Here is a 22,524-nt window from a genome sequence, read left to right as displayed (position 1 = left end):
AACCGTGCACAAGCACATCAACGGGTTGAAGACGGCCGTGCTGCTCGGCGGGATGAGCGCGCTGATCGTGGTGATCAGCGGCCTGTTCGGACGGACGGCACTGGTCATCGGCCTGCTGCTGGCCTTGGGCGTGAACGCCTACGCGTACTTCAACTCCGACAAGCTCGCGCTGCGGGCGATGCGGGCCCAGCAGGTGTCGCAGGTGGAGCAGCCCGTGCTCTTCGCGATCGTGCGGGAGCTGTCGTTCAAGGCACGCCAGCCCATGCCGAGGCTGTACCTGAGCCCGACCGTCGCACCGAACGCCTTCGCGACGGGCCGCAACCCGCGCAACGCGGCCGTGTGCTGCACCACGGGCATCCTGGACCTGCTCGACGAACGCGAACTGCGCGCCGTGCTCGGCCACGAACTCGCGCACGTCTACAACCGCGACATCCTGATCAGCTGCGTGGCCGGTGCGCTGGCCGGCGTGATCACGATGCTCGCGAACCTGGCCCTGTTCGCCGGGATCTTCGGCGGCGGCGATGACGACGACGGCCCCGGCCCGGTAGGCCTGCTGCTGATCGCCTTGCTCGGCCCGATCGCCGCGACCGTGGTGCGCCTGGCCGTGAGCCGCTCGCGCGAGTTCCAGGCCGACGCGTCCGGCGCCGAGCTCACCGGCGACCCGCTGGCACTGGCGAGCGCCTTGCACAAGATCGACCTGGGGACGCGGGCGGCGCCGCTCGCACCGGAGCCGGAGGTGGTGTCGCAGAGCCACCTGATGATCGCGAACCCGTTCCGCTCGGGGGAGCAGTTCGCGAAGTGGTTCTCGACCCACCCGCCGATCGCCGACCGCATCCGCAGGCTGGAAGAGATGGCACGCCGGGCCAGCTAGCGCCCGACCTTCGCCACCGCCATGAGGTACTCGCCGTAGCCGGACTTGCCGAGCTTCTCGCCGAGCGCGTAGCACTCCTCGGCCGAGATGAAGCCCATCCGCAGCGCGATCTCCTCAGGACACGCGATGCGCACACCGGTCCGGTGCTCCAGCACCTGCACGAACTGCCCGGCTTCGAGCAGCGAGTCGTGCGTGCCGGTGTCGAGCCACGCGAACCCGCGGCTCAGGTCCACCAGCTGCGCCCGCCCCTCGCGCAGGTAGTGCAGGTTGACGTCGGTGATCTCCAGCTCGCCCCGCGGCGACGGCTTGAGGTTGCGCGAGATGTCCACCACGCCGTTGTCGTAGAAGTAGAGCCCGGTGATAGCCCGGTTCGACTTCGGCTGCGCGGGCTTCTCCTCGATGGACAGCAACTTGCCCGTCGCGTCGACCTCGCCCACGCCGTACCGCTCAGGGTCCTTCACCTGGTACCCGAACAGCACGCAGCCGTCCAAAGAGGACACCTGCTGCTGCAGCGTGGTGGAGAAACCCTGGCCGTAGAAGATGTTGTCGCCCAGCACCAGCGCCACGTCGTCACCACCGACGAAGTTCGCACCGATGATGAACGCCTCCGCGAGCCCGTTCGGCGCGGCCTGCTCGGCGTACGAGAAGCTCATGCCCCACTGCGACCCGTCACCCAGCAGCCGGCGGAACTGCGGCAGGTCCGTGGGCGTCGAGATGATCAGCACCTCGCGAATGCCGGCCAGCATGAGCACCGACAGCGGGTAGTAGATCATCGGCTTGTCGTACACCGGCAGCAGCTGCTTGGAGACGGCCTGCGTGATCGGGTGCAGGCGCGTGCCACTGCCACCGGCGAGGACGATGCCCTTCACCGGTAGTTGGTGAACTGGAGGGCGATGCCGAAGTCAGAGCCCTTGAGCAGGGCGATGACGTCCTGCAGGTGATCCTTCTTCTTCCCGGACACCCGCAACTGGTCACCCTGGATCTGCGCCTGCACGCCCTTGGGCGCCTCGTCACGGATCTTCTTGGCGATCTCCTTGGCCTTCTCCGAAGTGATGCCCTGCACGAGGTTTCCCGTGACCTTGAACACCTTTCCGGACACCGCGGGCTCGCCGATCTCGAACGCCTTCATCGAGATGTTGCGCTTGACCAGCTTCTCCTGGAAGACGTCGATCGCCGCCTTGCACCGCTCCTCGGTCTCGGAGGAGAAAGCGATCGCCTCCTCACCGGCCCAGGCCACGGTGGTGTTGGTCCCGCGGAAGTCGAAGCGCGTGCTCAGCTCCTTGGCCGCCTGGTTGAGCGCGTTGTCGACCTCCTGCCGGTCCACCTTGCTCACCACGTCGAACGACGGGTCCGCCACGACTTCACTCCTCAACGATCTCGGGGTCACAGCCAGCGTCGATGCTACTGGGGTACCCCGATTTGGGGACTCCCGAAGGGGTTATGTATTGTTCTGCCCGCACCGTTACGACGGTGTGGGGCGGGTTGCCCGAGCGGCCAATGGGAGCGGACTGTAAATCCGTCGCGAAAGCTACAGAGGTTCGAATCCTCTACCCGCCACATCAGCACGAATGGGCCTGTGACCAGCGAGAACTGGTCACAGGCCCATCGTCGTGTTGTACGGCTGTGTACGACTCGATCCGGCCTTTAACTGGTGTCTGTGCCGAATACGTGCCGAAGTTCGGCACGTCCCTAGCTCCGCGCCCCACGATGTTGAGTCGGCAAGCCGGACGGCGTCAGCGACGCTCCACAACTGCCGACGGATGAACTGTCCGATGCCGTGATGACTGGTGATGGCGTGGGCTCAAACGACTTGGGCAGAACGCCGGAGCAGCCGTGATTAACATGTGAACATGAGTCGATGCACTGCCCCGGTGCAGGGACATCGGTCCTCCGCCGCAGCGGCAAGGTGCCCAGCATGTGGCGGCAACGTGCGCGAGAACGGCGTCGGTCAGACCACCGTCCGCGACTGCTACCAGAGTGGCGTGAGCCCGTACGGCGTGTACGACATGTGCGGGAACGTCTGGGAGTGGTGCTCGTCCGAGACGAAGCCCGGTCGTCACGAACTCAAGGGCGGCGCATGGACAAGCCCGTTCAACCGGGCCACCCCGTCTTCCTTCAACGACGCGAACGCGACCATGAAGGACGACGACACGGGCTTCAGGTGCGTGGTCGCTGCGGACACGATGGATGAACTGCTCCGCCGTCGCTGACAATTCGTATGCACAACCCCTACAGCTCAGCGGCGGTCTCGGCGATGAGTTCCAGCGATTCGTCGGCGTCGACCGCCACTGAGGGGCTGCACCGCGTTCTCGTGGTCAACTTGGCGCTGCTGAAGCCCACGCGCTGACCGGCCTCGGTGAGGCTTAGTTCGCGCTTGTTGCGCCACCCAGCCAACTGCCGCCCGATGGCGCGTTCGAGCGTCGTGGCCCGGAAATCTCTCGGCATGACGCTCTATCTCGTTTCTGTCGTGTCGCGCAGCTCGTCAAACGGGACGAAGCTGCAACCACTCAGTTCACGTATCAACGCCACGGCGACCATCCAGCGAGTTTGCGGGTCCCCGTAGGCAACATGGGCGGCCTTGATGGGAACGGGCGCGAACGCGCCTGCCCGATAGAGCGTTCCCCGCACTCCTGCGACCGCGAACGATCGAACCCGGATCGCGACGGCGCCGCGCTGAAGTGCCGGGCACCGTCGCAACGAGATCGCGACACACCGAGCGCAGATCGGCGGCTCCACCGAAGCCATGCCTTCAGGCCAGCGTGGCCAATCCTCGCGATGGTCCCGCAACAACCACAGGACACCATCCGGCGTTCGGTCGGCCGGCCCGGCGCACACCTGACACAGAAGCTCGCTCATCGCCCGCCGTTGCCGCGTCGGGTGAACTCTGCCGAACTCCGGCTTGCCCTTCTTGGGGCGTTCCGCGACTTTCTGCCACAGGACGCCCTGGCCGTCCCGGTCACCTGGAAGTTCGTGGGTGTAGCCGACGCCGAGACCGTCAGGGAGCATGACCAGGCTGCACCTCAGGTCCTGCTCGGCGTTGGTCGCGGTGACGTAAGGCGCAACGATGCGGTCGGCACGGGCCAGGTCTGTCGCGGTCACGGCGTCCACAGCTTCGGTGCCGTCCCGATGACCAGCGTCGGTGCAAGCCGCGAACCAGGCGTGGGGAGAGCCAGCAGATCGAGGACGACTTCGGAGAGAGTGCCGCTTCGCTCCCACACGATCTCGGCAGGCTCGTCGGGTAGTACGCGGATGCGTAGGCCTAGCGAGTCGGTCTCGTCGCGGATGCGGATGCAGTCGCGCCATCCTTCCGGCCAGATCCGCGCAGCGTCGAGTTCAGCGTTAGGGTCGCCGGGATCGTCGATCGGCAGGAACTTCCAGCCCGCCTCACGGATGAGGACCACGTGTTGGAGGCTGGGAAAGAGCTTCACTGCCTCGGCGTCGGTGAGTGGGCTCATGACCCACCCACCGCAACGTCATCCGCACTGTTGATCTGCCGCATGGCTGGAACGTAAGACGGTGGAGTCCTGCCAAGGGGTACAAGCTGTACCCCCACCTGATCAGGTCAAGCCGCGATGCCCACCCGCTCGCAGAGATCCAGAACGTCCTGCCGCAGCCCGGTTGGTGGGCTCTTGCGCAGGTTGATCAACATCTCGCGCGCGAATCCGTTGTACTTGATCGTCTCGGGCGCCGTGCGTTCCGAGTGGTGGAGCAGCGCCCACGTCGCGTGCTTCTCGCCGCGCTGGTCGTGGGCTCGTGCCACCTCGATCAAGTGTCGCGCGCGACGCGGCACAGAGGCGATGGCCTCCGGATCGAACTGGTCTGCTGCACGCAATGCCTCAGCAGGACGCCGCAGCTCAACGCCGAGCGTGGTGGCGTGCGCGAACATCACGGGACGGCTGAACGACGACTGTGTGTGCCGGTAGCCAACCGGGAGCTCCTGGGCGACGCGGTCCGCGAGTTCCCAGGCCTCCCAAGCTTCTCCATGTCGGCCTCGGCGCGCGTGCACGTAGGCGACCTCAACGTGCAGCGCACCCCACATGCCTCGCCAGTCGTCCCCGCTGTCGAGGTAGGGCTCGATCCCGCGGGCACCGAACGCCGCGACGTCCAGCGCCTCATCCCAACGGCCGACGTCGCGCAACGCCTGGACCTTCGCCCACGAGCCTCCAGCGATTGCGAGCGGATCGTCAGCTTCCAGCGCCTCGTTCATCGCCCGGTCGGCAACGAGCCACACCAGCTCCGCAGCGGGCTGGTACGCGCAGTAGAAGTCGGCGAGCCGGTACACGCCGGCGAGCACCCGACGTGCGTCACGACGCTCGTCACCGCGGATCACACGCACCGCGCGCTGAGCGTCCCGGATGAGGTCGGGGAGGAGCAGGCCGAGTTGGGTGCGGTGATCGGGGCTTGCGTGCCGAACCTGCCACGCCTGCTCAAGGCGCACCGCGAGATGTGCCACGTTCGGCGGACGGCCGTCGCTGGTCAGGTGGTACTCAGTCAACGCAGCCTGAACCGCGGTGAGTGCCACGTGCCTTTCTCCCGCGAACACCGAGACCGGGACGGCGAGGCCATTGCCGGTGAGGTCGGCGAGATCCTGCACTCCAAGGGCGTGCGCGATGCGAAGCAGCATCGGCAGGCGTGGCGCTTGCAGTCGGCCGTTCTCGACTGACTTCACCCAGTCCGGGCCCCTACCCACCAGGCCGCCAAGAACGCGGCGCGACATCCCGATGCGTTCGCGCGCCCACTTGATGCGCTGCCCGATCGTGGTGTGCGCAGGGTCGGGAAAACCCGAGGTCACCATAGGTCCACCTCATCGCCGGTTGTGTCCCCGCCGATGCCTCCGGCAGTCAAACCGGGGGCGGGACCCTGCGGGGAGGTCGAGTACACCATAGCGGTGAGATATGTCCTCAAGAAGAGAAAACGGTTCATGGCTAGTCGCGTTGTTTGTCACCGTTTGTAGTCCTACATGGGTTCGCTGTTTAGGAGGTAATGCCAGGACCCTTCTCGGCCTTCAATGGGTGCATGATCAGGAGAGGGCTGCCAGTCAGCAGGCCATGACGAACAATTGATCGATGGCTCAATCGGAGAGTGTAAGAAAGTTGCTCCATTAAACCGCGCGCTCTTAGTGAACGTTGCTTCGTCGAACCTTACTCCCTGCGTAAATTGCAGTCGCTCGGATGTAGCTGCGTCTGCGATATTTGCTTCGTCGGGCAAGATGTTTTCAACAAACGTTGCGTCGCCGAAGATAGAGCCGAGTGCTGCACCGAGTTCAGCGGCCGCAGTCGAGCGTAGTTCACCGAACGGAGCACCTTCGCTGAATCTTGCATTGTGAAACTCGGCGTCGCCGTGGAACTTCGCTCTGTTGAACCAGGCGTGCATAGCGAACGTTGCGTTGTTAAATCCGACACCGGTGGCGAAAGCTGCGTCTTCGAATCGGGCGCCCTCGGTAAAAAGTGCATTCTCGAAGGTGGCGTATTCGGTAAACGTCGCATAGTTGAACCATGTTTGTTTGCCAAATGAAGTCTGAGGGAATAGGGCGTAGTCGGAGAACGAGGCTCGTTCGAAGAATGATCCTTCGGTGAATGTGGCTCTACCAAAACAGGCCATCTTGGCAAACGCAACATCGTCGAACCGGGCTATCCAGGTGAACTTCGAATTGTCGAACCGTGCCGTTTCCGCAAACTTCGCATTTTCGAATCGGGCGCCTGCGGCAAATGTAGCATCAACGAACGAGGCTCGTCCTGTAATGCTCGCGTTGGTGAACCGGGTATCTCCAATAAATACAGCATCTCGGAATATCGCGTTGTGTGGCCTTCCTCTATTCATATCCCAGTCGATCAGGACAGCGGCAGTAAGATCGAGATCGGCGTCGGACCAAAAGGTCGTTGATGGATGGTCCGCATCGTCGCCGGGATCCAAGTGGGTGGTGAGGATGCGTTGAGCAGTTAGTCGGACTTCCCGTTCCTGGACTCGTCCGCGGTACTCATCGCGGATTTCTGCGAGTGCGTTGGCGTCTGGTTGGTCGCCGGGAAGATCGAACGGAGCGCGTAGGTAGGCGCAAAGTACGTTGACTACAGTCTGGCGCAGGGCGCGATTGTCGGGGTGGTCTTGTGCGAGGCGCTCTAGGGCGTACAGGCCTCCGTGACGTACCGGGGCCTTATCTGATCCGAGTTGTTCCACCGACTTCGCGTACAGGTCTGTGATCCGGCGAGCTTCCGCGTCGCGTTCCGTGGTAGCAGCGACGCGTTCGACGTGTTGGCGGGTGTGCTCGGCAGTCTCGCGCTGCAGCTCGTATGCGAGGGCGACGTCGGCTTGGTCACGTTCCTTTTGTACCAGTCCGATTTCGGTAGCGTGTTGGCGTCGCCAGGCCAAGTACAGCGCGAAGATCCCACCGCCGCCAATGCCAATGCTCAGCCCGGTGCGTAGCGCGTCGAATCGCGCAGTCACCAAAGCTGCCCCCGATAGACCTGCAGTGCCGGCCCACCACAGCACCACCACAAGAACAATTGTGACTACGGCGATGAAAGCTGCCACGGTTGCGATGACCCTGCGCGGCATGGGCTCAAGCGGTATGCGCGACGTGGCCGACGTTGGAAGCGGTACGGGTGGGCGGGAGGAGGACTGCTCTCCCGGCGCAGGATGGGGGAGTGGCACTGGGGTGGGGCGATCCTCAGGCATGTCCAGATAGTCGTTGATCGACGTAGATATGTTTCCGATGGGGCCGCCGCTCCCAAAAAGTGCCCCACCGGCAAGTGGGCTTGCTGAAATAGCTGCATAGTTGCAGTTCGGGTGGGCCCGGCGTCGTCGTCTGGCATGTTCCTTATTGGATCACTCGATCTGGTGCTCTTGCTCTGTCTTGGAGCAAGTCTGCGAGTCGTAGCTGGGGGTCTAGCGGCCCGGCTCCTCGACTGATCTTGGTCTAGACCCTGGAGATGGTGCACCCAAGCGGAGCAATGATAAGCGCAGCTCAGAGGGTATAGTCGAACATGTGTTTGCATCGCGTGGTTGATCTGATCAAGTGACGTTAGCGTCACGACGGGCGAGGTGCGTAACACAGAAGGATGGATCTGAGATGCTGGGGATAGCGACCCGTGAACTGTGGATCGCCTGTGGATAACTGCCGAAGCCGGAGGGGAGTTGGCAGCTATGGCGAGCGCGCTGGATGTGGCCGCCTACATCCTTGCCCGTAAGGGTCCGATGACGGCCATGAAGCTTCAGAAGTTGGTGTACTACAGCCAGGCGTGGCACCTCGTGTGGGATGAAGAACCGCTGTTCCACGAGCAGATCGAGGCGTGGGCGAATGGCCCTGTGGTGCGCGAGCTTTACCGCGAACATCGCCTGCGTTGGCGTCTAGAAGCCAGTGAGCGTCTTGGGGGCGACCCTGAAGTCCTTCAGCAGCAAGAGAAGGACACTGTCGACATCGTCCTGGACTCGTATGGCGACAAGCCCGCCAACTGGCTGAGCGAGCTTACTCACCGCGAGGCTCCCTGGAAGCTGGCTCGCGAGCGCGCCGGCCTCGCCGAGGGGCAGCGCGGGAGCGCGCCGATTCTGCAGAGCGACATGTTCGAGTACTACGACGGTCTCACCAGTGGCGAGGCTGAGGAGGTCTGACTTGGGCAGGGACAAGGGGCGTCCCAAGGTCAAGAACAGACCCGACGCGGTTCGCAACCCTCGGGCAGCTGAGGTTGGCAACATCCCCGTCGGCAAGAGGCCTCGCCGTGAGTTCACTCCCCAGGATCCCAACGACAAGCTGGTTATCCTGTTCAGCCGGGTTGATGTCCAGGGACCCTGGTGTCTTACGAAGATCACCACTGAAGACCATCTAACACTCTTGAATCGCATCCGCAGCATCGAGAGCATGACAGTCCATCAAGTCTTCAGTGGTGACGGCAGGACCGGCAAGGACTACGACATCGAGTCGCTTCCGACTAAGGCCGCCCAGGAGCGGTTGGTTGAACTGGAGCTGGATGACCGGGACCGGATCAGTCGGCTGCAGATCGGCGGAAAGCAGCGCTTATACGGGTTCCGGGAAGATTCGCGCTTCTATGCGGTGTGGTGGGATCCGGAGCATGAGGTCTACCCGAGCCCCAAGAAGCACACTTAGTAGCCTGTGTCGAACGTGTGCCGAAGTGGCACGTCAAGAGGCAATCGTGGCAGGTAGAGGAGCTTCACAGCGGAGGTCTGTAAATCCGTCGCGAAAGCTACAGAGGTTCGAATCCTCTACCCGCCACATCAGCACGAATGGGCCTGTGACCAGCGAGAACTGGTCACAGGCCCATTGTTGTGTTGTCCGGTTGTGTACGGCTCGAACTGGACCTATACGGCGGTTCGCGCCGAGGGCACGCCAAAGTTTGAGCGAGCCTGGAGAGGCCTGCACAAGGCGGCGCGCCAGCTCCTCACCGCCGTCAATGCACTTCGCGTGGACCCTCATGAGCGCCGCGAGGCTGTGGCCCTGCCCACTTGGCCACGCGGGTGCGAGCCATGGCGACACGCGGCCGTAGGTCGAGCTGGCCAGTCGGCCGCCACGCGCCCACTGGCAGCACGAGGTCGTGCCGGCATGCGGAACTGGATCGGGTTCGCCACACAGCGGTAGTCGGCCATTTCGGGCTTGAATCGTCGCGTCGCGCCTCACTGCTGCCGAGGCAGACCTGGAAGTGGATGATCAGGGAGAAGATTGAGAAATGCGGCAGATTTGTCTGCATCGTGACGCCGGAGATGCTCCCGTCTCAGTGGTGTCTGTGGGAGTTGTCCGTGGCGACTCGAATGGGCAAGCCGGTCGTTCCGGTGCTCGTTCGTGCCGGAGGGCAGGAGCACTCGGTGTTGCGGGCCATCCAGTTCGCCGACTTCACCGGTGGTCCCACGGAGGCGGCGATGTCGTCGCTGCTCAAGGGCATGCTGGTGGCTGCTCCTGCCGTTCCTGATCCGGGACTGCCGATGGAAGCTCCGGAGAGCGAGCTGCTTCAGCCGTACTATCGCCGCCACTTCAGTGACGCCATAATCAGGCAGCAGTTCGACTCTCGAAAAGAGGAGCGCTTCTCGGCTCGTGTTCGGATTTGGCGTGTGGAAATCAGGCTCGCGGATGTGCAGCGCGTCGAAACGTTCACGGGCGGTGTTCTTTCGCCGGGATTGACCGGAAGAGACAGATATGTGGAGTTGATCGAGCAATATCGCCCGTGACAGGATCGGCGCGTGCGCACGCAGATGGCTACCGAGGCAGGCCGGACGACGGCGCCCAGCGAGGATCGCGCGTTGGTCGGGCCCAACCTGCTCGCCGTGCTGGACGGTGTGACCGCGAAGCCGGAGAACGGGTGTGAGCACGGTGTCGGCTGGTTCGCCGACCAGCTCTCCGCCGAAATCCTCCGGGTTGCGCACCTCGATCCCGCTGCGGCGCTGGCAGAGGCCGTCAAGCAGACCGCGGAGCTGCACGGCGGCGGCTGCGATCTCGATCATCCGGACAGCCCTAGCGCGGCCGTTGGGCTGGTTCAGATCAAGGGCGACGTGCTGCGCTACCTGGTGCTCGGCGATGCCACCGTTGTGGTCGACACCAAGCGTGAGTTGCTCGTCGTGAGCGACACGCAGACCAACCGCACGGCCGGCGCTGACCCCGCTGACGTCGAGCAGGCGCTCACGGGTGAGGTGCCGTTGCAGGACGTGCGGCGCGTTGCGATCCTCTCCGACGGTGCCGCGCGGGCGGTGGACCTGTTCAACCTCTTCGATTGGCCCAAGGCGTTGGAACTGATGGCCGCGAACGGGCCGGACGACCTGATCCGCAAAATGCGTCAGGTCGAGAAGGAAGACGCCAAGGCTGTTGATTGGCCGCGCAAGAAGGTTTCCGACGACGCGACTGTCGTTTATCTCGACCGGTGACGGCCGAGCGCCTGCTGCTCAGTGCCTGGGTGCTGGTTCGACGCCGCGGCGGCGCGCGATCGCCTTCATGTTGTTCTCGCCCCAGTCGCCCAACGGCAGCAGCGCCTCGTTCAGGCGAACTCCCAGCGGTGTCAACGAGTACTCGACGCGTGGCGGCACCTCGTGGAACACCTCGCGGTGCACGATCTCGTCCGACTCCATCTCGCGCAGCACCTGGATGAGCATCTTCTCGCTGATGCCTGACACGGACCGGCGCAGCTCGCCGGTGCGCACCGGGCCGTGGTGCAGTGCCCAGAGGATCAGTGCTTTCCAGCGTCCGCCGATCACGTCGATCGCCGCGTCGAGGCCGCATGCGTACTGTCGTGGCTTCATCCAGGATCCTTACTAAAAGGTGGGTACCTGACAAAATAGTAGGTACTTGTCGTAACGACAGTGCCAGAACCAGCATTGCCGGCATGGGGATCAAGAAAACCGTGAGCGTGCTCGGCCTCGGCCGGATGGGCAGCGCGCTCGCCAACGCCCTCGTGAACGAGGGCTACGAAGTGACCGTGTGGAACCGGACGCCCAAGACGTTGCAGGGCGCCAGAAGTGTTGCCACGGCGGAAGAAGCGTTCAAGAGCGACGTCGTCGTCACCTGCCTGTCCACGTATGAAGTTCAGCAGCCGTTGCTCACCAACGAGATCAAGATTCTGGTCAACCTGACGTCCGGTACGCCGGAACAGGCCCGTGCCACCGCGCGGTGGGCGAAGGAGAACGGCGTCGAGTACGTCGACGGCGTGATCATGGCCGTGCCTCAGCAGGTCGGCACCCCGAAGGCGCGGATCCTGTTCAGCGGCAACGAGAACCACCACGTGCTCGACGTGTTCGGCGAGCCCGTCCACGTGGGTGCGGACGCGGGACTGGCCGCGCTCTACGACCTGGCCCTGCTCGGCATCATGTGGGCGGCCTTCGGCGGCTACCTGCAGGCGGTCGCGTTGATGGGCACCGAGGGCATCGCGCCGGAGCGGTTCACGCCGATGGTCGCCGACTGGCTGAACGAGCTCGGCGCCATGTTGCCCGAGATGGGCGAGGTGACCCAGCACAGGAACTACGAGACCGACGTGTCCGCTTTGGACATCAACGTGTCGGGACTGCGCCTGCTCACCGAGGCCAACCGGGAACAAGGCCTCGACACCACGATTCCGCAGGCCCTGCACGACCTGTTCGAACGAGCCCAGCGCGACGGCCACGGCGCGCACAGCATCGCGAGTGTCATCGAGGTGATCCGGAAGTGAAGTACCTGGGGAAGAAGGTCGTCGTCACGGGCGGCACCCACGGCATGGGCCGCGCGGTGGTCGACAAGCTGATCGAGGGCGGTGCCGAAGTGCTGCTCACCGGTCGCACCACGGACAAGGCGGAGGGCATCAAGGCGCACGCCATCGCCTCGGACGCGGCGAACCTCGAGGACATCGCCAAGCTCAGGCAGGAGGTCGAGGAGCGGCTGGGCGGCATCGACCTGCTCTTCATCAACGTCGGCTACGCGACGCTGTACGGATTCGCGGACGTCACGCCCGACGACTACGACCGCACGTTCGACGTGAACACCAAAGGTGCGTTCTTCACCGTGCAGCAGCTTGCGCCGCTTATCAGGGAAGGCGGGTCGATCGTCTTCACCACGTCGATCGCGCAGACCGGTGGGGCGAAGGGGCTGAGTGCCTACTCCGGGGCCAAGGCGGCGGTGCGGTCGTTCGGCCGGTCGTTCGCGGCGGAGCTGGCACCGCGGAACATCCGGGTCAACGTGGTCAGCCCCGGCTTCATCGACACGCCGTCGATGGGCGTCAGCGGTGTGCCGCAGGACGTCCTCGAGGCTTTCAAACAGGAAGGCGACGAGATCACGCCGCTCAAACGGCACGGCGACGCGAACGAGGTGGCCGACGCCGTGCTCTTCCTGGCGTTCGAGGCCACCTTCACCACGGGCGCGGACCTGCCGGTCGACGGAGGGCTCGGCCAGGGGATCCACGCGTAGAAAAAATCTTCGAACGACCTGTCACACCCGCGTCGCCTGCCGGGTCGACCAAGCAGAAGACGACGAAGACAGGGAGAACGAAGATGAGGATCGCCAACCCGATCATGTCCGTGCCCGGCGCGATGCAGGCGCTGCTGGACCTGTCCGCGGCCGCCGGGAAGACGGGGCTGGACGAGGACTACGTCGAGTTGATCTGCCTGCGGGTCAGCATCATGAACGGCTGCGGCAGGTGCATCGAGTACCACTCCGACCTGCTGCGCAAGGCGAACGTGGCGGAGGAGAAGGTCAGCGCTGTCGCCGACTGGAGGGACGCCCCGCACTACACGGAGGCGGAGAAGGCGGGGTTCGCGCTCGCCGAGGAGATGACGCACGTGCACGTGAGCGACGACGTGTGGAACGAGGTGGCGAAGCACTACAGCGAGGAGCAGCTCGCGGGCCTCGTGATCGCCATCGGCGCGATCAACCTGTGGAACCGGATGAACGTCGCCACGGAGCAGCAGGTGGCCTGAAGAAGGTTGAAGCCGGCGCGCAAGAGCTTCCTCTCTCTTGCGTGCCGGCCTCAGCGCGGAGCATACCCCATATCGAACAGATGTTCGATGATTGGGCGATCAACGCGCCGGTCAGCTGGCGGCGAGCGCCGCTCGTCCGTCGTCGGTCAGTTCCGCGCAGACCCGCAGACCGAAGCTCGTCGGCCGCATGGGGCGCAGCAAGCCCGCGTGCACGAGGTCGTGCGTCGCCATTTGGTCGCAACAGGGCAGTCCGTCGACGTACAGTTCGGGCTCTCTGCCGCCGGTGACCTCGGCACGTCCCGCGGCGACAGCCCGCAGCATCGCTCTGGCTCTTCCGCTGAGTTCCATCTCGACCCCCCAGGTGTGGTGTCCGAATCCGCTACCCCTTTGTCGATATAGAGGCCGGATTCGTTCCACAAGTACGGGTTCGTTCGGGTTCTTCGCTTGTGTGAACGGGTAGATCATGTCCCACTAGGCCGTTCGGGTAGCGAAGACACGCCGGTCGAAGAGCGCAACGCGGGGCGGCGAGCCCAGGCCGTCCAGCGCGGCCGGTAGCCGTTCGAGTACCAGAACGGCGTCGAGCGCGGGTTCGGCAGAGCGTGGTGGAGCAGCGTCGACGCCACGCCGGCGTCGTCCAGAACGGCGTGTGCGTGCGCCGCGAGAGCACTGCCCGCTCCGCTGCCCCGCACGTCCGGCCGGACACCGAGATGCCCGAGATACGCGAACGGGTGTGCCGTGGCGAACCGCTCCATCCATCCCGCGTCCTGCGGCATGTCGACGTAGATCATGCCGACGGGCGTGTCGTCCAGGACGGCGAGCCACATCGCCTCGTGGTCGCGGCCGAGCACCTCGGCCAGCGCGGTCCGCAGGTGTTCCGCCGTGTTCGGGCGTTCGGTGACCAGGCCGAACGCGGCGTCGTACCGGACGGTGTGCATGTTCAGTTCGACGGCGACGTCCAGGTCGGCGGAAGTCGCGGGACGGATGCGCGCGCTGGACGGCCGCGCCGCGGGGGAGCGTCCGGCGAGACGTTCGGCGATCACCGTGAGCGGCGCGAAGCCGTGGTGGATCAACGGCAGGGCGGCGGCTGTCTCGTGGCTCGGCACGGTCACGATCGCCACGGTCTCCGGGTCGTCCAGGCCGGTGAGGCGGGTTTCCCATTCGTCGAGCAACGCCGGCAGGTCGCAGCCGGGGTGCCAGGTCAGGCTGTGCGTGCGCCGAGCGCCCCAGGTGAGGAGGAGGGAGTCCGGATCTGTCTCGCGGTAAGCGAAAATCTCGGTCACGCCCCATCTGAGCATGGCAGGGTCGGGCCGTGGAGATCTACGTGGTGGATTCGTTCACCGACAAGCCTTTCGCGGGCAACCCCGCCGGCGTCGTGCTCCTGACCGAACCGCGTGACGACGCCTGGATGCAGCAGGTCGCCGCCGAGATGAAGCACGCCGAAACGGCCTTCGTCACCCCGGACAACCACCTGCGCTGGTTCACGCCCGAGGTCGAGGTCGACCTGTGCGGGCACGCCACCCTCGCCACCTCGCACGTCCTGGGTGGTGAGCAGAAGTTCACCACGCGTAGTGGAGTCCTCACATGCGTATATGACGATGGGTGGACCCGGATGGACTTCCCGGCGGACCCTCCAGAGTTGACTGACCCGCCAATCGGACTAGCAGCGGCGCTTCCACATGCGACGATCAAGTCCGTCTCGCGCGGGCGCTTCGACTACCTGATCGAGTTGGAAAGCGCCGCGGAAGTCCGTTCCTTGCGACCTGATGTCCAAGGACTGACACAGATCCCGTCACGTGGAGTAATCGTGACGGCGGTCGGCGACGGCGACGCGGACATCGTGAGTCGATGTTTCTATCCGTCCGTCGGCATCCCGGAGGACCCCGTCACCGGTTCGGCCCACTGCACGCTGGCGTCCTATTGGGTGGCGCGGCTCCAGCGCGCTGACCTGCTGGCGGAGCAGGCGTCACCCCGTGGAGGGTTCGTGCGGACCACCCTCGTCCAAGATCGCGTACTGCTCTCGGGGCAGGCCGTGACGGTGCTCCGGGGGCACCTGAGCGTGTAACCACGTCTGGGTGAATCGAAGTCACCAGGCGTGCTCGACCTGCCATTTCGTCCCCCGAGCGGGGTACATTGGTGCCCCTGGAGGGGTCCTGATCGCCAAGTGCGGGACCCCTCAGTCACGCCTAGAGGTCCCCCCACCCCAGGCCGACGAGGAGGCTGGATGTCCGACCGAGCGTCGGCCCCCGTGTCGGACTCGGCCGCCTGGTCGGCCAAGTCGACCAACCGCGCGTTCAGCGCGTTCGCCGTCACCCTCCTGGTGGCAGGCGTCGTTTGCGCGGGCATGGTCGCGGCCTGGCTGCCGGAGAAGGAGACCACCTCTCTCTTCTGGATCGGCCCCCTGCTCGTCGTCGGCTTCCTGCTGGCGGAGCAGCTCGCGATCAACGTCGACGTCCGCAGCGGCGTCGCGTGGACGATCTCCTTCACCGAGATCCCGCTGGTGCTGGGGTTGCTGGTAGCCCCGTTCGAGGTCGTGCTCGCCGCGCACGTGGTCGCGGGCGTGGGCACGTTGCTCGGCCGCCGGATCCTGGACCGCGCCGTGTACAACGCGGGCCTCATGTTCATGGAGATCTCCGTGGCGTTCGCGGCCGCCGAGGCCGTGAACCGGATGATCGGCGCGGGCGGACCGTTCTGGGCAGGTGCCTTCGTCGGCACGATCACCGTGCCACTGCTCGCGAGCGTGCTGGGCCTCTGCGCGTTGCGCCTCATGGGCAAGTCGATGCGCGTCGGCAACAGCGTCCGTCTCGTGCTGCAGACGCTGGTCGTCGCACTGCTGAACACCTCGGCCGGCCTCGTCGGCTACCAGATCGTCGCCACCACGCCGTGGGGCGCCGCCCTGATCATCCTGGTGCTCGCGGGCATCGTGGCCACCTACCTCGCCTACTCCGGGCTGCTGCGCGAACAGCGCGACCTGGAGGCGTTGAGCGAGGTCAGCCTTCGTGTCGCGAGGTCGGGACAGCACGGCACCGGACCGCGCCAGCCCGACGACGACCTCACCACGGGCGTGGAAGAGGACGAGTGGCAGCTCATCGCGGAACGCATCCGCGAGCAGCTCAACGCGAACAGGGTCGTGCTGCGCCTGCGCACCGACCCGCAGGAAGCCATGATCACCCTCGTCGCCGGCGAACCGCTGCCCGACGAGATGACCGCGACAGACCCGCGAGCCGTGCGCGAGGACCCCGTTCTCCAGCTGCCCGGCACGCACGTCCGTTATTACCGCGTGGCCGATGCGACCGAAGACGTCACGGAAGCCTTGTTGCGCCGCGATGCACAAGAAGCGCTGGTAGTTCCGTTGCGCGGCGCGACCCAGCTGCTCGGTGCGGTCGAGGCGCACGACCGGTTGTCCCGGTGGCGCGGTTTCGGCAAGGCGGACATCCAGCTGCTCAGGACCCTGGCCTCGCACCTCGCGACGGCCGTCGACAACCGGCGTCTGCTGGCCCGCCTGCGCCACGACGCCTACCACGACCCGCTGACCGGCCTGCTGAACCGGCCCGGCCTCCGCGAGGCCTGCGCCGAGCCGTTGCGCGAATCCCAGAAGGGAGTGGTGCTGCGCATCGACCTCGACATCCTGTCGACCGTGTCCGATGCGTTGGGCCAGGCCTGGGGCAACCGCATGGTCGTCGCGGCCGGTCGCCGGCTGCGTGACGCGCTCGGGGCTGACGTGCCGCTGGCGCGCCTGGAAGGTGGCGCGTTCGCCGCGTACCTCGACGACTCGCGTGCGGGCGACGCCCACGAGATCGCGGAACGGCTGCGCGCCGGGCTTTCCGTGCCCTATCCCGTCGACCGGCTCACGGTCGAGGCTTCCGCGGTCGTCGGATACGCGTCCAAAGCGGACTCCGAGACCGAGGACCCGGACCCGGACGTGTTGCTGCAGCGGGCAGACGTCGCCGTGCGCGCCACGTCGGAAGGCACGCCGGTGAAGGCCTACGCGCCTTCCATGGGCCACCTGTTCCTGCGCCGCTTCCAGCTCGTCACGCAGTTCCGCCAGGCCGTCGAGACCGGGCAGATCTCCGTGCACTACCAGCCGAAGGTGGCGCTGCCGTCACGTCAGGTGGTGGGCGCGGAAGCGTTGGTGCGCTGGACACATCCGGAGTTCGGCCGCGTCGACCCCGACGAGTTCGTGCCCGCCGTCGAGGCCACCGGTCTCGTGGACGTGCTGACGGACTTCGTGATGGACCGCGCTCTCGAACGCGTGCGCCGCTGGCTCGACCGCGGGCTGCGGATGTCCATCGCGGTCAACCTGTCCGTGCGGACGCTGGGCGACGAGGACTTCCCGAACCGCGTGTCGGCGGCTCTCGAACGCCACGGCGTGCCGTCCGGGCTGCTGACCTTCGAGCTCACCGAATCGGGCGTCATGGCCGATCCCGAGCGCGCTCTGCCGGTGCTGCGGCGCCTGCACGCGATCGGCGTCGTGCTGGCGGTCGACGACTTCGGCACCGGCTACTCGTCACTCGCGTACCTGCGACAGCTGCCGGTGGACGAGGTGAAGATCGACAAGTCGTTCGTGCTCGGGATGGGCACGGACCTCGGCGACATGGCCGTGGTCCGGTCGATCGTGGAGCTCGGGCACTCGCTCGGTCTCGTGGTCGTGGCGGAGGGCGTTGAGGACGACGCCGCGCGCGACCAGTTGGTCGGCATGGGCTGCGATGTGGCCCAGGGCTACCTGATCTCCCGGCCGCTCTCCGAAGATCGCTTCGAGGCCTGGCTGCGCGCCCGAACGGTGCAGGTCAGGGGTGCTCGTGATGAGACGGTGCTCACGCTGGTGCACTAGAGGCACCCCCGGATTTCGTTCTTGGTGGACGGGTGTTGTAGAGTTCTCCTCGCTCGGCAAGAACGAAAGAGCAAGCCCCTTTAGCTCAGTCGGCAGAGCGTCTCCATGGTAAGGAGAAGGTCTACGGTTCGATTCCGTAAAGGGGCTCCACTACTGGCCGCAGTGCTGAGCGCTGCGGCTTGTAGTTGTGTTAAAGCGGTGTAGCTCAGTTGGTAGAGCAAGCGGCTCATAATCGCTGTGTCGCCGGTTCAAGTCCGGCCACCGCTACGCGAGTGGGCGTGGTCTGTCGGCGGAAAGCGCCGACCGTCCTCGCTCCGCATGATTTTGGGGGCCAAGCCCCCACACCCCTGGGCAGCAACCTCGTTGCCCACCCCCGCCAGCCGGTAAGCCCGGACTGGGTTCTCGGGGCCCGTGTGCTCTCAGGAAGGCAAGGACCGTGGCTGCAACCGACGTACGCCCGAAGATCACCCTCGCGTGCGAGGAGTGCAAGCACCGGAACTACATCACCAGGAAGAACCGGCGCAACGACCCGGACCGCCTGGAGATCAAGAAGTTCTGCCCGAACTGCAAGACGCACCGCGCGCACAAGGAAACCCGCTGAGCGCGTAGCGAAGTCTTCGACGAGGCCCGTCCCACACGTGGGGCGGGCCTCGTCGCATATAGGCTCCTTCGGTGCCTCTCGACCCCGCTTTCACCGGACGTAGTTATCCGCCGTCGACGCCGTACGACGTGAGCCGCGAGAAGATCCGCGAGTTCGCCGACGCGATCGGCGCGACCAGCCCGGCCTACCGCGACGCTGAGGCGGCGAAGGCGTTGGGGCACAGGGACGTCATCGCACCGCCGACGTTCGCGATCGTGGTGTCGATGAAGACGAACGAGACGGTCATGTTCGACCCGGAGCTGAAGCTCGACTACAGCCGCGTCGTGCACGGCGACCAGAACTTCACGCACCACCGGCCCATCACCGCGGGCGACCAGCTCCTCTGCACCGCCCACATCGACGCCATCACGTCCCGCATGGGCAACGACATGGTGACCGTGCGGACCGAGATCACCACTGTCGACGGCGAGCCCGTCGCCACCGCCAAGTCGATGCTCGTCGTGAGGGGAGAGGACGCATGACCGTCGAAGTCGGAACGGAACTGCCGGCGCTGTCCGTGCGCCTCAAGCGCGACGACCTGGTGCGCTACGCGGGCGCCTCGCTGGACTTCAACCCCATCCACTGGAACGAGAAGACCGCGAAGGACGTCGGCCTCCCGGACGTGATCGCGCACGGCATGCTGACCATGGCCGTGGCCTCGCGGATCGTCGCGGAGTGGATCGGCGACCCCGGCGCGATCGTCGAGTACGGCTGCCGGTTCGGCCGGCCGGTCGTGGTGCCCAACGACGACGAGGGTGCGCTGGTCGAGGTGACCGCGAAGGTCACCAAGGACTTCGAGGACGGAACTGTGAAGGTCAACATCAACGCGGCTTTTGACGGCAAGTCGGTGTTGACGGGCGCCTTCGCCCGCGTGCGCGTCGGTTGATCATGTGATCAAGGACACCACCGGACGGCCCGGTCCGGTGGTGTTTGCCGTGCTCACGGGAGATTCGGGGCCCCGCGGTGCTTCGGTTGCACGACCCTGATTCGTCTTCTCGGTTCGCGTGTGGGTAGGCTGTGCGACAGGCCGCTCGGCAAGTGCTTGAGCGGTCTGGTTGGAATGGACGGGGCAGGCTCCCGTACACTTCCTGCTTGGCCAGGGGATCTCAGGAGAGATCTCAAAGGGGTGTAGCTCAACTGGCAGAGCAGCGGTCTCCAAAACCGCAGGTTGCAGGTTCAAGTCCTGTCGCCCCTGCTGTCGAAGCGCGTCATGGGTGGAGTGGAGGCACGGCATGAGCGAGGGCCGCGAGCAGGACCAGCCGGAGGAGCGCGAAGGCGCTGTCCGGCCGTCCACTGCTGCGGCGCGACGTGAACGTCGTGCCTCCTCCCGCCCGGCCGCCCGCAAGGACGGCAGCAGCGCTGAGTCGAAGAAGAGCGTCGTCAAGTCCGACGAGTCGGACGAGGACGCGAAGAAGGGTCGCCCGACCAAGACCCGTGAAGGACAGGAGAAGCGTCCCTCGCTGATCGGGCGGGGCTTCCGCTACATCCGCGAGGTCGTCGGCGAACTCCGCAAGGTGATCTGGCCGACGCGCAAGCAGCTCGTCACGTACACCGGCGTCGTCCTGGTGTTCGTGGTGTTCATGGTTGCGCTGGTGTGGGCTCTCGACCTCGGCTTCGGCGCGGCTGTTTTCGAGTTGTTCGGCTGAGCCGGACAGCTGCCGCTGCAATCAGGAAGCGAGATCCACAGTGACCTCCGATAACGGCGTCGACGCCCAGGAGCTGACCGACCTCACCGACGACGAGGTGTCCGAGGACACCGCTGTCGACGAGACGGTCGAGTCGGAGGACACGGACACCGCCGAGACCGACGCGACCGCCTCCTCCGAGGACGGCGACGTCGACGTGCTGGCGATCGACGAGACGCCGATCGACGAAGAGATCGCGGACCCCGCCGAAGAGCTGCGTCAGGCCCTGCGCCACGCGCCCGGCGACTGGTACGTCGTGCACTCGTACGCCGGTTACGAGAACAAGGTCAAGGCGAACCTCGAGACTCGTATCCACACGCTCGACATGGAGGACTACATCTTCCAGGTCGAGGTGCCGACCGAAGAGGTCACCGAGATCAAGAACGGCCAGCGCAAGCTGGTGCAGCGCAAGGTGCTGCCCGGCTACATCCTGGTCCGCATGGAGCTCACCGACGCGTCCTGGAGCGCCGTCCGCAACACGCCGGGCGTCACCGGGTTCGTCGGAGCCACCTCGAAGCCCTCGCCCCTCACGATCGACGAGGTGCTGAAGTTCCTGCTCCCCCAGGGTGAGCAGAAGCCGGCCGAGGGCAAGAAGGCCGCCTCCACCAGTGCACCGAAGCCGACCATCGAGGTCGACTTCGAGGTCGGCGAGTCGGTCACCGTCATGGACGGCCCGTTCGCCACGCTGCCCGCCACGATCAGCGAGGTCAACGCGGACGGCCAGAAGCTGAAGGTCCTGGTGTCGATCTTCGGCCGGGAGACGCCGGTCGAGCTGTCGTTCAGCCAGGTCTCAAAGATCTGAGCGATCTCTCCTCTCGGAGAGGTCGATCGGCCACGCTGCGGCTGGCAGGGCCGCGCGCGGACACCGCAATAACAGGAAGTACGGACAATGCCACCCAAGAAGAAGAAGCTGTCAGCGATCATCAAGCTGCAGATCAAGGCTGGTGCCGCCAACCCGGCGCCGCCCGTTGGTCCCGCGCTGGGTCAGCACGGCGTCAACATCATGGAGTTCTGCAAGGCCTACAACGCCGCGACCGAGTCGCAGCGCGGTCAGGTCGTGCCGGTTGAGATCTCCGTGTACGAAGACCGTTCGTTCGACTTCAAGCTCAAGACCCCGCCCGCCGCGAGGCTCATCCTCGCCGCTGCCGGTGTCGACAAGGGCTCGGGCGAGCCGCACCGCGTCAAGGTCGCCAAGGTGACCATGGAGCAGGTGCGCCAGATCGCCCAGACCAAGATGGTCGACCTGAACGCGAACGACATCGACCAGGCCGCGAAGATCATCGCCGGCACCGCCCGTTCCATGGGCATCACGGTCGAAGGCTGATCACACCCTCTTTTAGCAAGCGTGGGAGAGCCGAGCGCGGCTCATTCACCACGAACTGATCCACGAAGGACAGAGTTATGAAGCGCAGCAAGGCCTACAAGGCCGCCGCCGAGCTGGTGGACCGTGAGCGGCTGTACTCGCCGCTGGAGGCCGCCAAGCTCGCCAAGGAAACGTCCAAGGTGAAGCTGGACGCCACCGTCGAGGTCGCGATCTGCCTCGGCGTCGACCCTCGCAAGGCCGACCAGATGGTCCGCGGCACCGTGAACCTGCCGCACGGTACGGGCAAGACCGCCCGCGTGATCGTCTTCGCAACCGGTGACAAGGCCGCTGAGGCCGAGGCCGCCGGTGCGGACGCCGTTGGCTCCGAGGACCTGATCGAGCGCATCCAGGGTGGCTGGCTCGACTTCGACGCCGCGATCGCGACCCCCGACCAGATGGCGAAGGTCGGTCGCATCGCTCGCATCCTGGGCCCGCGTGGCCTGATGCCGAACCCGAAGACCGGCACGGTGACCCCCGAGGTCGCGAAGGCCGTGAACGAGATCAAGGGCGGAAAGATCAACTTCCGCGTTGACAAGCAGGCCAACCTGCACTTCGTCATCGGCAAGGTCTCGTTCGAGTCCGAGAAGCTGGTCGAGAACTACGCGGCCGCTCTGGACGAGATCCTCCGTGCGAAGCCGTCCGCGGCCAAGGGCCGGTACGTCAAGAAGGTCACCGTCTCCACGACGATGGGCCCTGGCATCCCGGTTGACCCGAACCGCACCCGCAACATGCTGGTGGACGAGGCCTGAGCCTCCCCGGTTC

28 protein-coding genes and 4 tRNA genes are annotated in these 22,524 nt (G+C 65.5%); 22 read left to right on the top strand and 10 right to left on the bottom strand.

The window, feature by feature from the left end:
- Window positions 1–4: 4 nt before the first annotated feature.
- Window positions 5–871 carry a zinc metalloprotease HtpX gene (gene htpX, locus SK803_RS39555; RefSeq protein WP_319971331.1) on the top strand — a complete coding sequence of 289 codons (867 nt, stop codon included), beginning with the start codon at window positions 5–7 and terminating at the stop codon, window positions 869–871.
- Here htpX and rfbA read toward each other — a convergent pair.
- Window positions 868–1,740, bottom strand: coding sequence for a glucose-1-phosphate thymidylyltransferase RfbA (gene rfbA, locus SK803_RS39550; RefSeq protein WP_319971330.1), 873 nt, complete (start codon window positions 1,738–1,740; stop codon window positions 868–870). The genes htpX and rfbA overlap by 4 nt on opposite strands.
- On the bottom strand, window positions 1,737–2,228 hold the full coding sequence (locus SK803_RS39545; RefSeq protein ID WP_319971329.1) for a YajQ family cyclic di-GMP-binding protein: 492 nt from the start codon (window positions 2,226–2,228) through the stop codon (window positions 1,737–1,739). The genes rfbA and SK803_RS39545 overlap by 4 nt, the downstream gene beginning before the upstream one ends.
- A 119-nt stretch (window positions 2,229–2,347) precedes the next feature.
- On the opposite strand from SK803_RS39545, the gene SK803_RS39540 reads away from it, so the two are divergent.
- Window positions 2,348–2,428, top strand: a tRNA-Tyr gene (locus SK803_RS39540).
- A 293-nt stretch (window positions 2,429–2,721) separates the two neighbouring features.
- Complete coding sequence (locus tag SK803_RS39535; RefSeq protein WP_319971328.1) at window positions 2,722–3,081, top strand: formylglycine-generating enzyme family protein; 360 nt, start codon at window positions 2,722–2,724, stop codon at window positions 3,079–3,081.
- A 19-nt stretch (window positions 3,082–3,100) separates the two neighbouring features.
- Here the strand turns inward: SK803_RS39535 and SK803_RS39530 are convergent, their stop codons facing one another.
- The 5 genes from SK803_RS39530 to SK803_RS39510 all read right to left on the bottom strand — a co-directional run bounded on the left by SK803_RS39530 (window position 3,101) and on the right by SK803_RS39510 (window position 7,399).
- The gene (locus SK803_RS39530; RefSeq protein WP_319971327.1) at window positions 3,101–3,316 is read right to left on the bottom strand and encodes a hypothetical protein; all 216 of its coding nucleotides are present in this window, start codon (window positions 3,314–3,316) and stop codon (window positions 3,101–3,103) included.
- 6 nt (window positions 3,317–3,322) lie between these two features.
- Window positions 3,323–3,970 (bottom strand): hypothetical protein, encoded by a 648-nt coding sequence (locus SK803_RS39525; protein WP_319971326.1) that lies wholly within the window; start codon window positions 3,968–3,970, stop codon window positions 3,323–3,325.
- Window positions 3,967–4,326 (bottom strand): hypothetical protein, encoded by a 360-nt coding sequence (locus SK803_RS39520; RefSeq protein ID WP_319971325.1) that lies wholly within the window; start codon window positions 4,324–4,326, stop codon window positions 3,967–3,969. Before SK803_RS39520 ends, SK803_RS39525 begins: the two co-directional genes overlap by 4 nt.
- 107 nt (window positions 4,327–4,433) lie before the next feature.
- Entirely contained in the window at window positions 4,434–5,666 is a 1,233-nt protein-coding gene (locus SK803_RS39515) for a helix-turn-helix domain-containing protein (RefSeq protein ID WP_319971324.1), read from the bottom strand.
- Between the two features lie 161 nt (window positions 5,667–5,827).
- Window positions 5,828–7,399 carry a pentapeptide repeat-containing protein gene (locus SK803_RS39510; RefSeq protein ID WP_319971323.1) on the bottom strand — a complete coding sequence of 524 codons (1,572 nt, stop codon included), beginning with the start codon at window positions 7,397–7,399 and terminating at the stop codon, window positions 5,828–5,830.
- 612 nt (window positions 7,400–8,011) lie between these two features.
- Here SK803_RS39510 and SK803_RS39505 point away from each other — a divergent pair.
- From SK803_RS39505 to SK803_RS39490, 4 genes are all read left to right on the top strand, one after another.
- On the top strand, window positions 8,012–8,476 hold the full coding sequence (locus SK803_RS39505) for a Panacea domain-containing protein (RefSeq protein ID WP_319971322.1): 465 nt from the start codon (window positions 8,012–8,014) through the stop codon (window positions 8,474–8,476).
- Window position 8,477: 1 nt separating this feature from the next.
- Window positions 8,478–8,969 carry a hypothetical protein gene (locus SK803_RS39500; protein WP_319971321.1) on the top strand — a complete coding sequence of 164 codons (492 nt, stop codon included), beginning with the start codon at window positions 8,478–8,480 and terminating at the stop codon, window positions 8,967–8,969.
- A gap of 377 nt (window positions 8,970–9,346) precedes the next feature.
- A complete protein-coding gene (locus tag SK803_RS39495; RefSeq protein WP_319971319.1) occupies window positions 9,347–10,042 on the top strand; it encodes a toll/interleukin-1 receptor domain-containing protein in 696 nt (231 codons plus the stop codon).
- Between the two features lie 12 nt (window positions 10,043–10,054).
- Window positions 10,055–10,732, top strand: a complete 678-nt coding sequence (locus SK803_RS39490) for a protein phosphatase 2C domain-containing protein (RefSeq protein WP_319971318.1) — start codon at window positions 10,055–10,057, stop codon at window positions 10,730–10,732.
- Window positions 10,733–10,750: 18 nt separating this feature from the next.
- On the opposite strand, the gene SK803_RS39485 is transcribed toward SK803_RS39490, so the two are convergent.
- A complete protein-coding gene (locus tag SK803_RS39485; protein WP_319971317.1) occupies window positions 10,751–11,104 on the bottom strand; it encodes a winged helix-turn-helix transcriptional regulator in 354 nt (117 codons plus the stop codon).
- A gap of 83 nt (window positions 11,105–11,187) precedes the next feature.
- On the opposite strand from SK803_RS39485, the gene SK803_RS39480 reads away from it, so the two are divergent.
- The 3 genes from SK803_RS39480 (at window position 11,188) to SK803_RS39470 (ending at window position 13,246) form a co-directional block, all read left to right on the top strand.
- Entirely contained in the window at window positions 11,188–12,006 is an 819-nt protein-coding gene (locus SK803_RS39480) for an NAD(P)-dependent oxidoreductase (protein ID WP_319971316.1), read from the top strand.
- On the top strand, window positions 12,003–12,737 hold the full coding sequence (locus SK803_RS39475; protein WP_319971315.1) for an SDR family NAD(P)-dependent oxidoreductase: 735 nt from the start codon (window positions 12,003–12,005) through the stop codon (window positions 12,735–12,737). The genes SK803_RS39480 and SK803_RS39475 overlap by 4 nt, the downstream gene beginning before the upstream one ends.
- Window positions 12,738–12,820: 83 nt before the next feature.
- Window positions 12,821–13,246 carry a carboxymuconolactone decarboxylase family protein gene (locus tag SK803_RS39470; RefSeq protein ID WP_319971314.1) on the top strand — a complete coding sequence of 142 codons (426 nt, stop codon included), beginning with the start codon at window positions 12,821–12,823 and terminating at the stop codon, window positions 13,244–13,246.
- A 111-nt stretch (window positions 13,247–13,357) separates the two neighbouring features.
- Here the strand turns inward: SK803_RS39470 and SK803_RS39465 are convergent, their stop codons facing one another.
- Window positions 13,358–13,594 (bottom strand): hypothetical protein, encoded by a 237-nt coding sequence (locus SK803_RS39465; RefSeq protein WP_319971313.1) that lies wholly within the window; start codon window positions 13,592–13,594, stop codon window positions 13,358–13,360.
- 113 nt (window positions 13,595–13,707) lie between these two features.
- A complete protein-coding gene (locus SK803_RS39460; RefSeq protein ID WP_319971312.1) occupies window positions 13,708–14,526 on the bottom strand; it encodes a GNAT family N-acetyltransferase in 819 nt (272 codons plus the stop codon).
- Window positions 14,527–14,555: 29 nt separating this feature from the next.
- On the opposite strand from SK803_RS39460, the gene SK803_RS39455 reads away from it, so the two are divergent.
- The 12 genes from SK803_RS39455 to rplA all read left to right on the top strand — a co-directional run bounded on the left by SK803_RS39455 (window position 14,556) and on the right by rplA (window position 22,511).
- Entirely contained in the window at window positions 14,556–15,308 is a 753-nt protein-coding gene (locus SK803_RS39455) for a PhzF family phenazine biosynthesis protein (RefSeq protein ID WP_319971311.1), read from the top strand.
- A gap of 159 nt (window positions 15,309–15,467) precedes the next feature.
- Entirely contained in the window at window positions 15,468–18,074 is a 2,607-nt protein-coding gene (locus tag SK803_RS39450; protein ID WP_319971310.1) for an EAL domain-containing protein, read from the top strand.
- 74 nt (window positions 18,075–18,148) lie between these two features.
- Window positions 18,149–18,224: transfer RNA gene (locus SK803_RS39445), tRNA-Thr, on the top strand.
- 44 nt (window positions 18,225–18,268) lie between these two features.
- Window positions 18,269–18,341: transfer RNA gene (locus SK803_RS39440), tRNA-Met, on the top strand.
- Window positions 18,342–18,510: 169 nt separating this feature from the next.
- Complete coding sequence (rpmG, locus tag SK803_RS39435; protein WP_015105301.1) at window positions 18,511–18,675, top strand: 50S ribosomal protein L33; 165 nt, start codon at window positions 18,511–18,513, stop codon at window positions 18,673–18,675.
- A gap of 71 nt (window positions 18,676–18,746) precedes the next feature.
- Complete coding sequence (locus SK803_RS39430) at window positions 18,747–19,196, top strand: MaoC family dehydratase N-terminal domain-containing protein (RefSeq protein WP_319971309.1); 450 nt, start codon at window positions 18,747–18,749, stop codon at window positions 19,194–19,196.
- Complete coding sequence (locus SK803_RS39425; RefSeq protein ID WP_319971308.1) at window positions 19,193–19,600, top strand: MaoC/PaaZ C-terminal domain-containing protein; 408 nt, start codon at window positions 19,193–19,195, stop codon at window positions 19,598–19,600. The genes SK803_RS39430 and SK803_RS39425 overlap by 4 nt, the downstream gene beginning before the upstream one ends.
- A 236-nt stretch (window positions 19,601–19,836) precedes the next feature.
- Window positions 19,837–19,909: transfer RNA gene (locus SK803_RS39420), tRNA-Trp, on the top strand.
- Between the two features lie 37 nt (window positions 19,910–19,946).
- Entirely contained in the window at window positions 19,947–20,360 is a 414-nt protein-coding gene (gene secE / locus SK803_RS39415) for a preprotein translocase subunit SecE (RefSeq protein ID WP_166044687.1), read from the top strand.
- A gap of 40 nt (window positions 20,361–20,400) precedes the next feature.
- The gene (gene nusG, locus SK803_RS39410; protein WP_319971307.1) at window positions 20,401–21,201 is read left to right on the top strand and encodes a transcription termination/antitermination protein NusG; all 801 of its coding nucleotides are present in this window, start codon (window positions 20,401–20,403) and stop codon (window positions 21,199–21,201) included.
- Window positions 21,202–21,288: 87 nt separating this feature from the next.
- The gene (gene rplK / locus SK803_RS39405; RefSeq protein WP_065915943.1) at window positions 21,289–21,723 is read left to right on the top strand and encodes a 50S ribosomal protein L11; all 435 of its coding nucleotides are present in this window, start codon (window positions 21,289–21,291) and stop codon (window positions 21,721–21,723) included.
- Between the two features lie 77 nt (window positions 21,724–21,800).
- Entirely contained in the window at window positions 21,801–22,511 is a 711-nt protein-coding gene (gene rplA, locus SK803_RS39400) for a 50S ribosomal protein L1 (protein WP_319971306.1), read from the top strand.
- Window positions 22,512–22,524: the final 13 nt, after the last annotated feature.

It is taken from the genome of Lentzea miocenica (genome assembly GCF_033949945.1).
Classification (GTDB): domain Bacteria; phylum Actinomycetota; class Actinomycetes; order Mycobacteriales; family Pseudonocardiaceae; genus Lentzea; species Lentzea miocenica.
Note: the sequence above shows the minus strand (reverse complement) of the source record. Positions and strands in the feature narration are given on the sequence as shown.

What these genes read in the sequence shown, in the direction of transcription:
- SK803_RS39535 (WP_319971328.1), top strand. Translation starts at nt 2,722, where the DNA reads ATGAGTCGATGCACTGCCCCGGTGCAGGGACATCGGTCCTCCGCCGCA.
- SK803_RS39530 (WP_319971327.1), bottom strand. Translation starts at nt 3,316, where the DNA reads ATGCCGAGAGATTTCCGGGCCACGACGCTCGAACGCGCCATCGGGCGG.
- SK803_RS39520 (WP_319971325.1), bottom strand. Translation starts at nt 4,326, where the DNA reads ATGAGCCCACTCACCGACGCCGAGGCAGTGAAGCTCTTTCCCAGCCTC.
- SK803_RS39515 (WP_319971324.1), bottom strand. Translation starts at nt 5,666, where the DNA reads ATGGTGACCTCGGGTTTTCCCGACCCTGCGCACACCACGATCGGGCAG.
- SK803_RS39505 (WP_319971322.1), top strand. Translation starts at nt 8,012, where the DNA reads ATGGCGAGCGCGCTGGATGTGGCCGCCTACATCCTTGCCCGTAAGGGT.
- SK803_RS39495 (WP_319971319.1), top strand. Translation starts at nt 9,347, where the DNA reads ATGGCGACACGCGGCCGTAGGTCGAGCTGGCCAGTCGGCCGCCACGCG.
- SK803_RS39485 (WP_319971317.1), bottom strand. Translation starts at nt 11,104, where the DNA reads ATGAAGCCACGACAGTACGCATGCGGCCTCGACGCGGCGATCGACGTG.
- SK803_RS39480 (WP_319971316.1), top strand. Translation starts at nt 11,188, where the DNA reads ATGGGGATCAAGAAAACCGTGAGCGTGCTCGGCCTCGGCCGGATGGGC.
- SK803_RS39470 (WP_319971314.1), top strand. Translation starts at nt 12,821, where the DNA reads ATGAGGATCGCCAACCCGATCATGTCCGTGCCCGGCGCGATGCAGGCG.
- SK803_RS39465 (WP_319971313.1), bottom strand. Translation starts at nt 13,594, where the DNA reads ATGGAACTCAGCGGAAGAGCCAGAGCGATGCTGCGGGCTGTCGCCGCG.
- SK803_RS39450 (WP_319971310.1), top strand. Translation starts at nt 15,468, where the DNA reads ATGTCCGACCGAGCGTCGGCCCCCGTGTCGGACTCGGCCGCCTGGTCG.
- SK803_RS39425 (WP_319971308.1), top strand. Translation starts at nt 19,193, where the DNA reads ATGACCGTCGAAGTCGGAACGGAACTGCCGGCGCTGTCCGTGCGCCTC.
- secE (WP_166044687.1), top strand. Translation starts at nt 19,947, where the DNA reads ATGAGCGAGGGCCGCGAGCAGGACCAGCCGGAGGAGCGCGAAGGCGCT.
- rplK (WP_065915943.1), top strand. Translation starts at nt 21,289, where the DNA reads ATGCCACCCAAGAAGAAGAAGCTGTCAGCGATCATCAAGCTGCAGATC.
- rplA (WP_319971306.1), top strand. Translation starts at nt 21,801, where the DNA reads ATGAAGCGCAGCAAGGCCTACAAGGCCGCCGCCGAGCTGGTGGACCGT.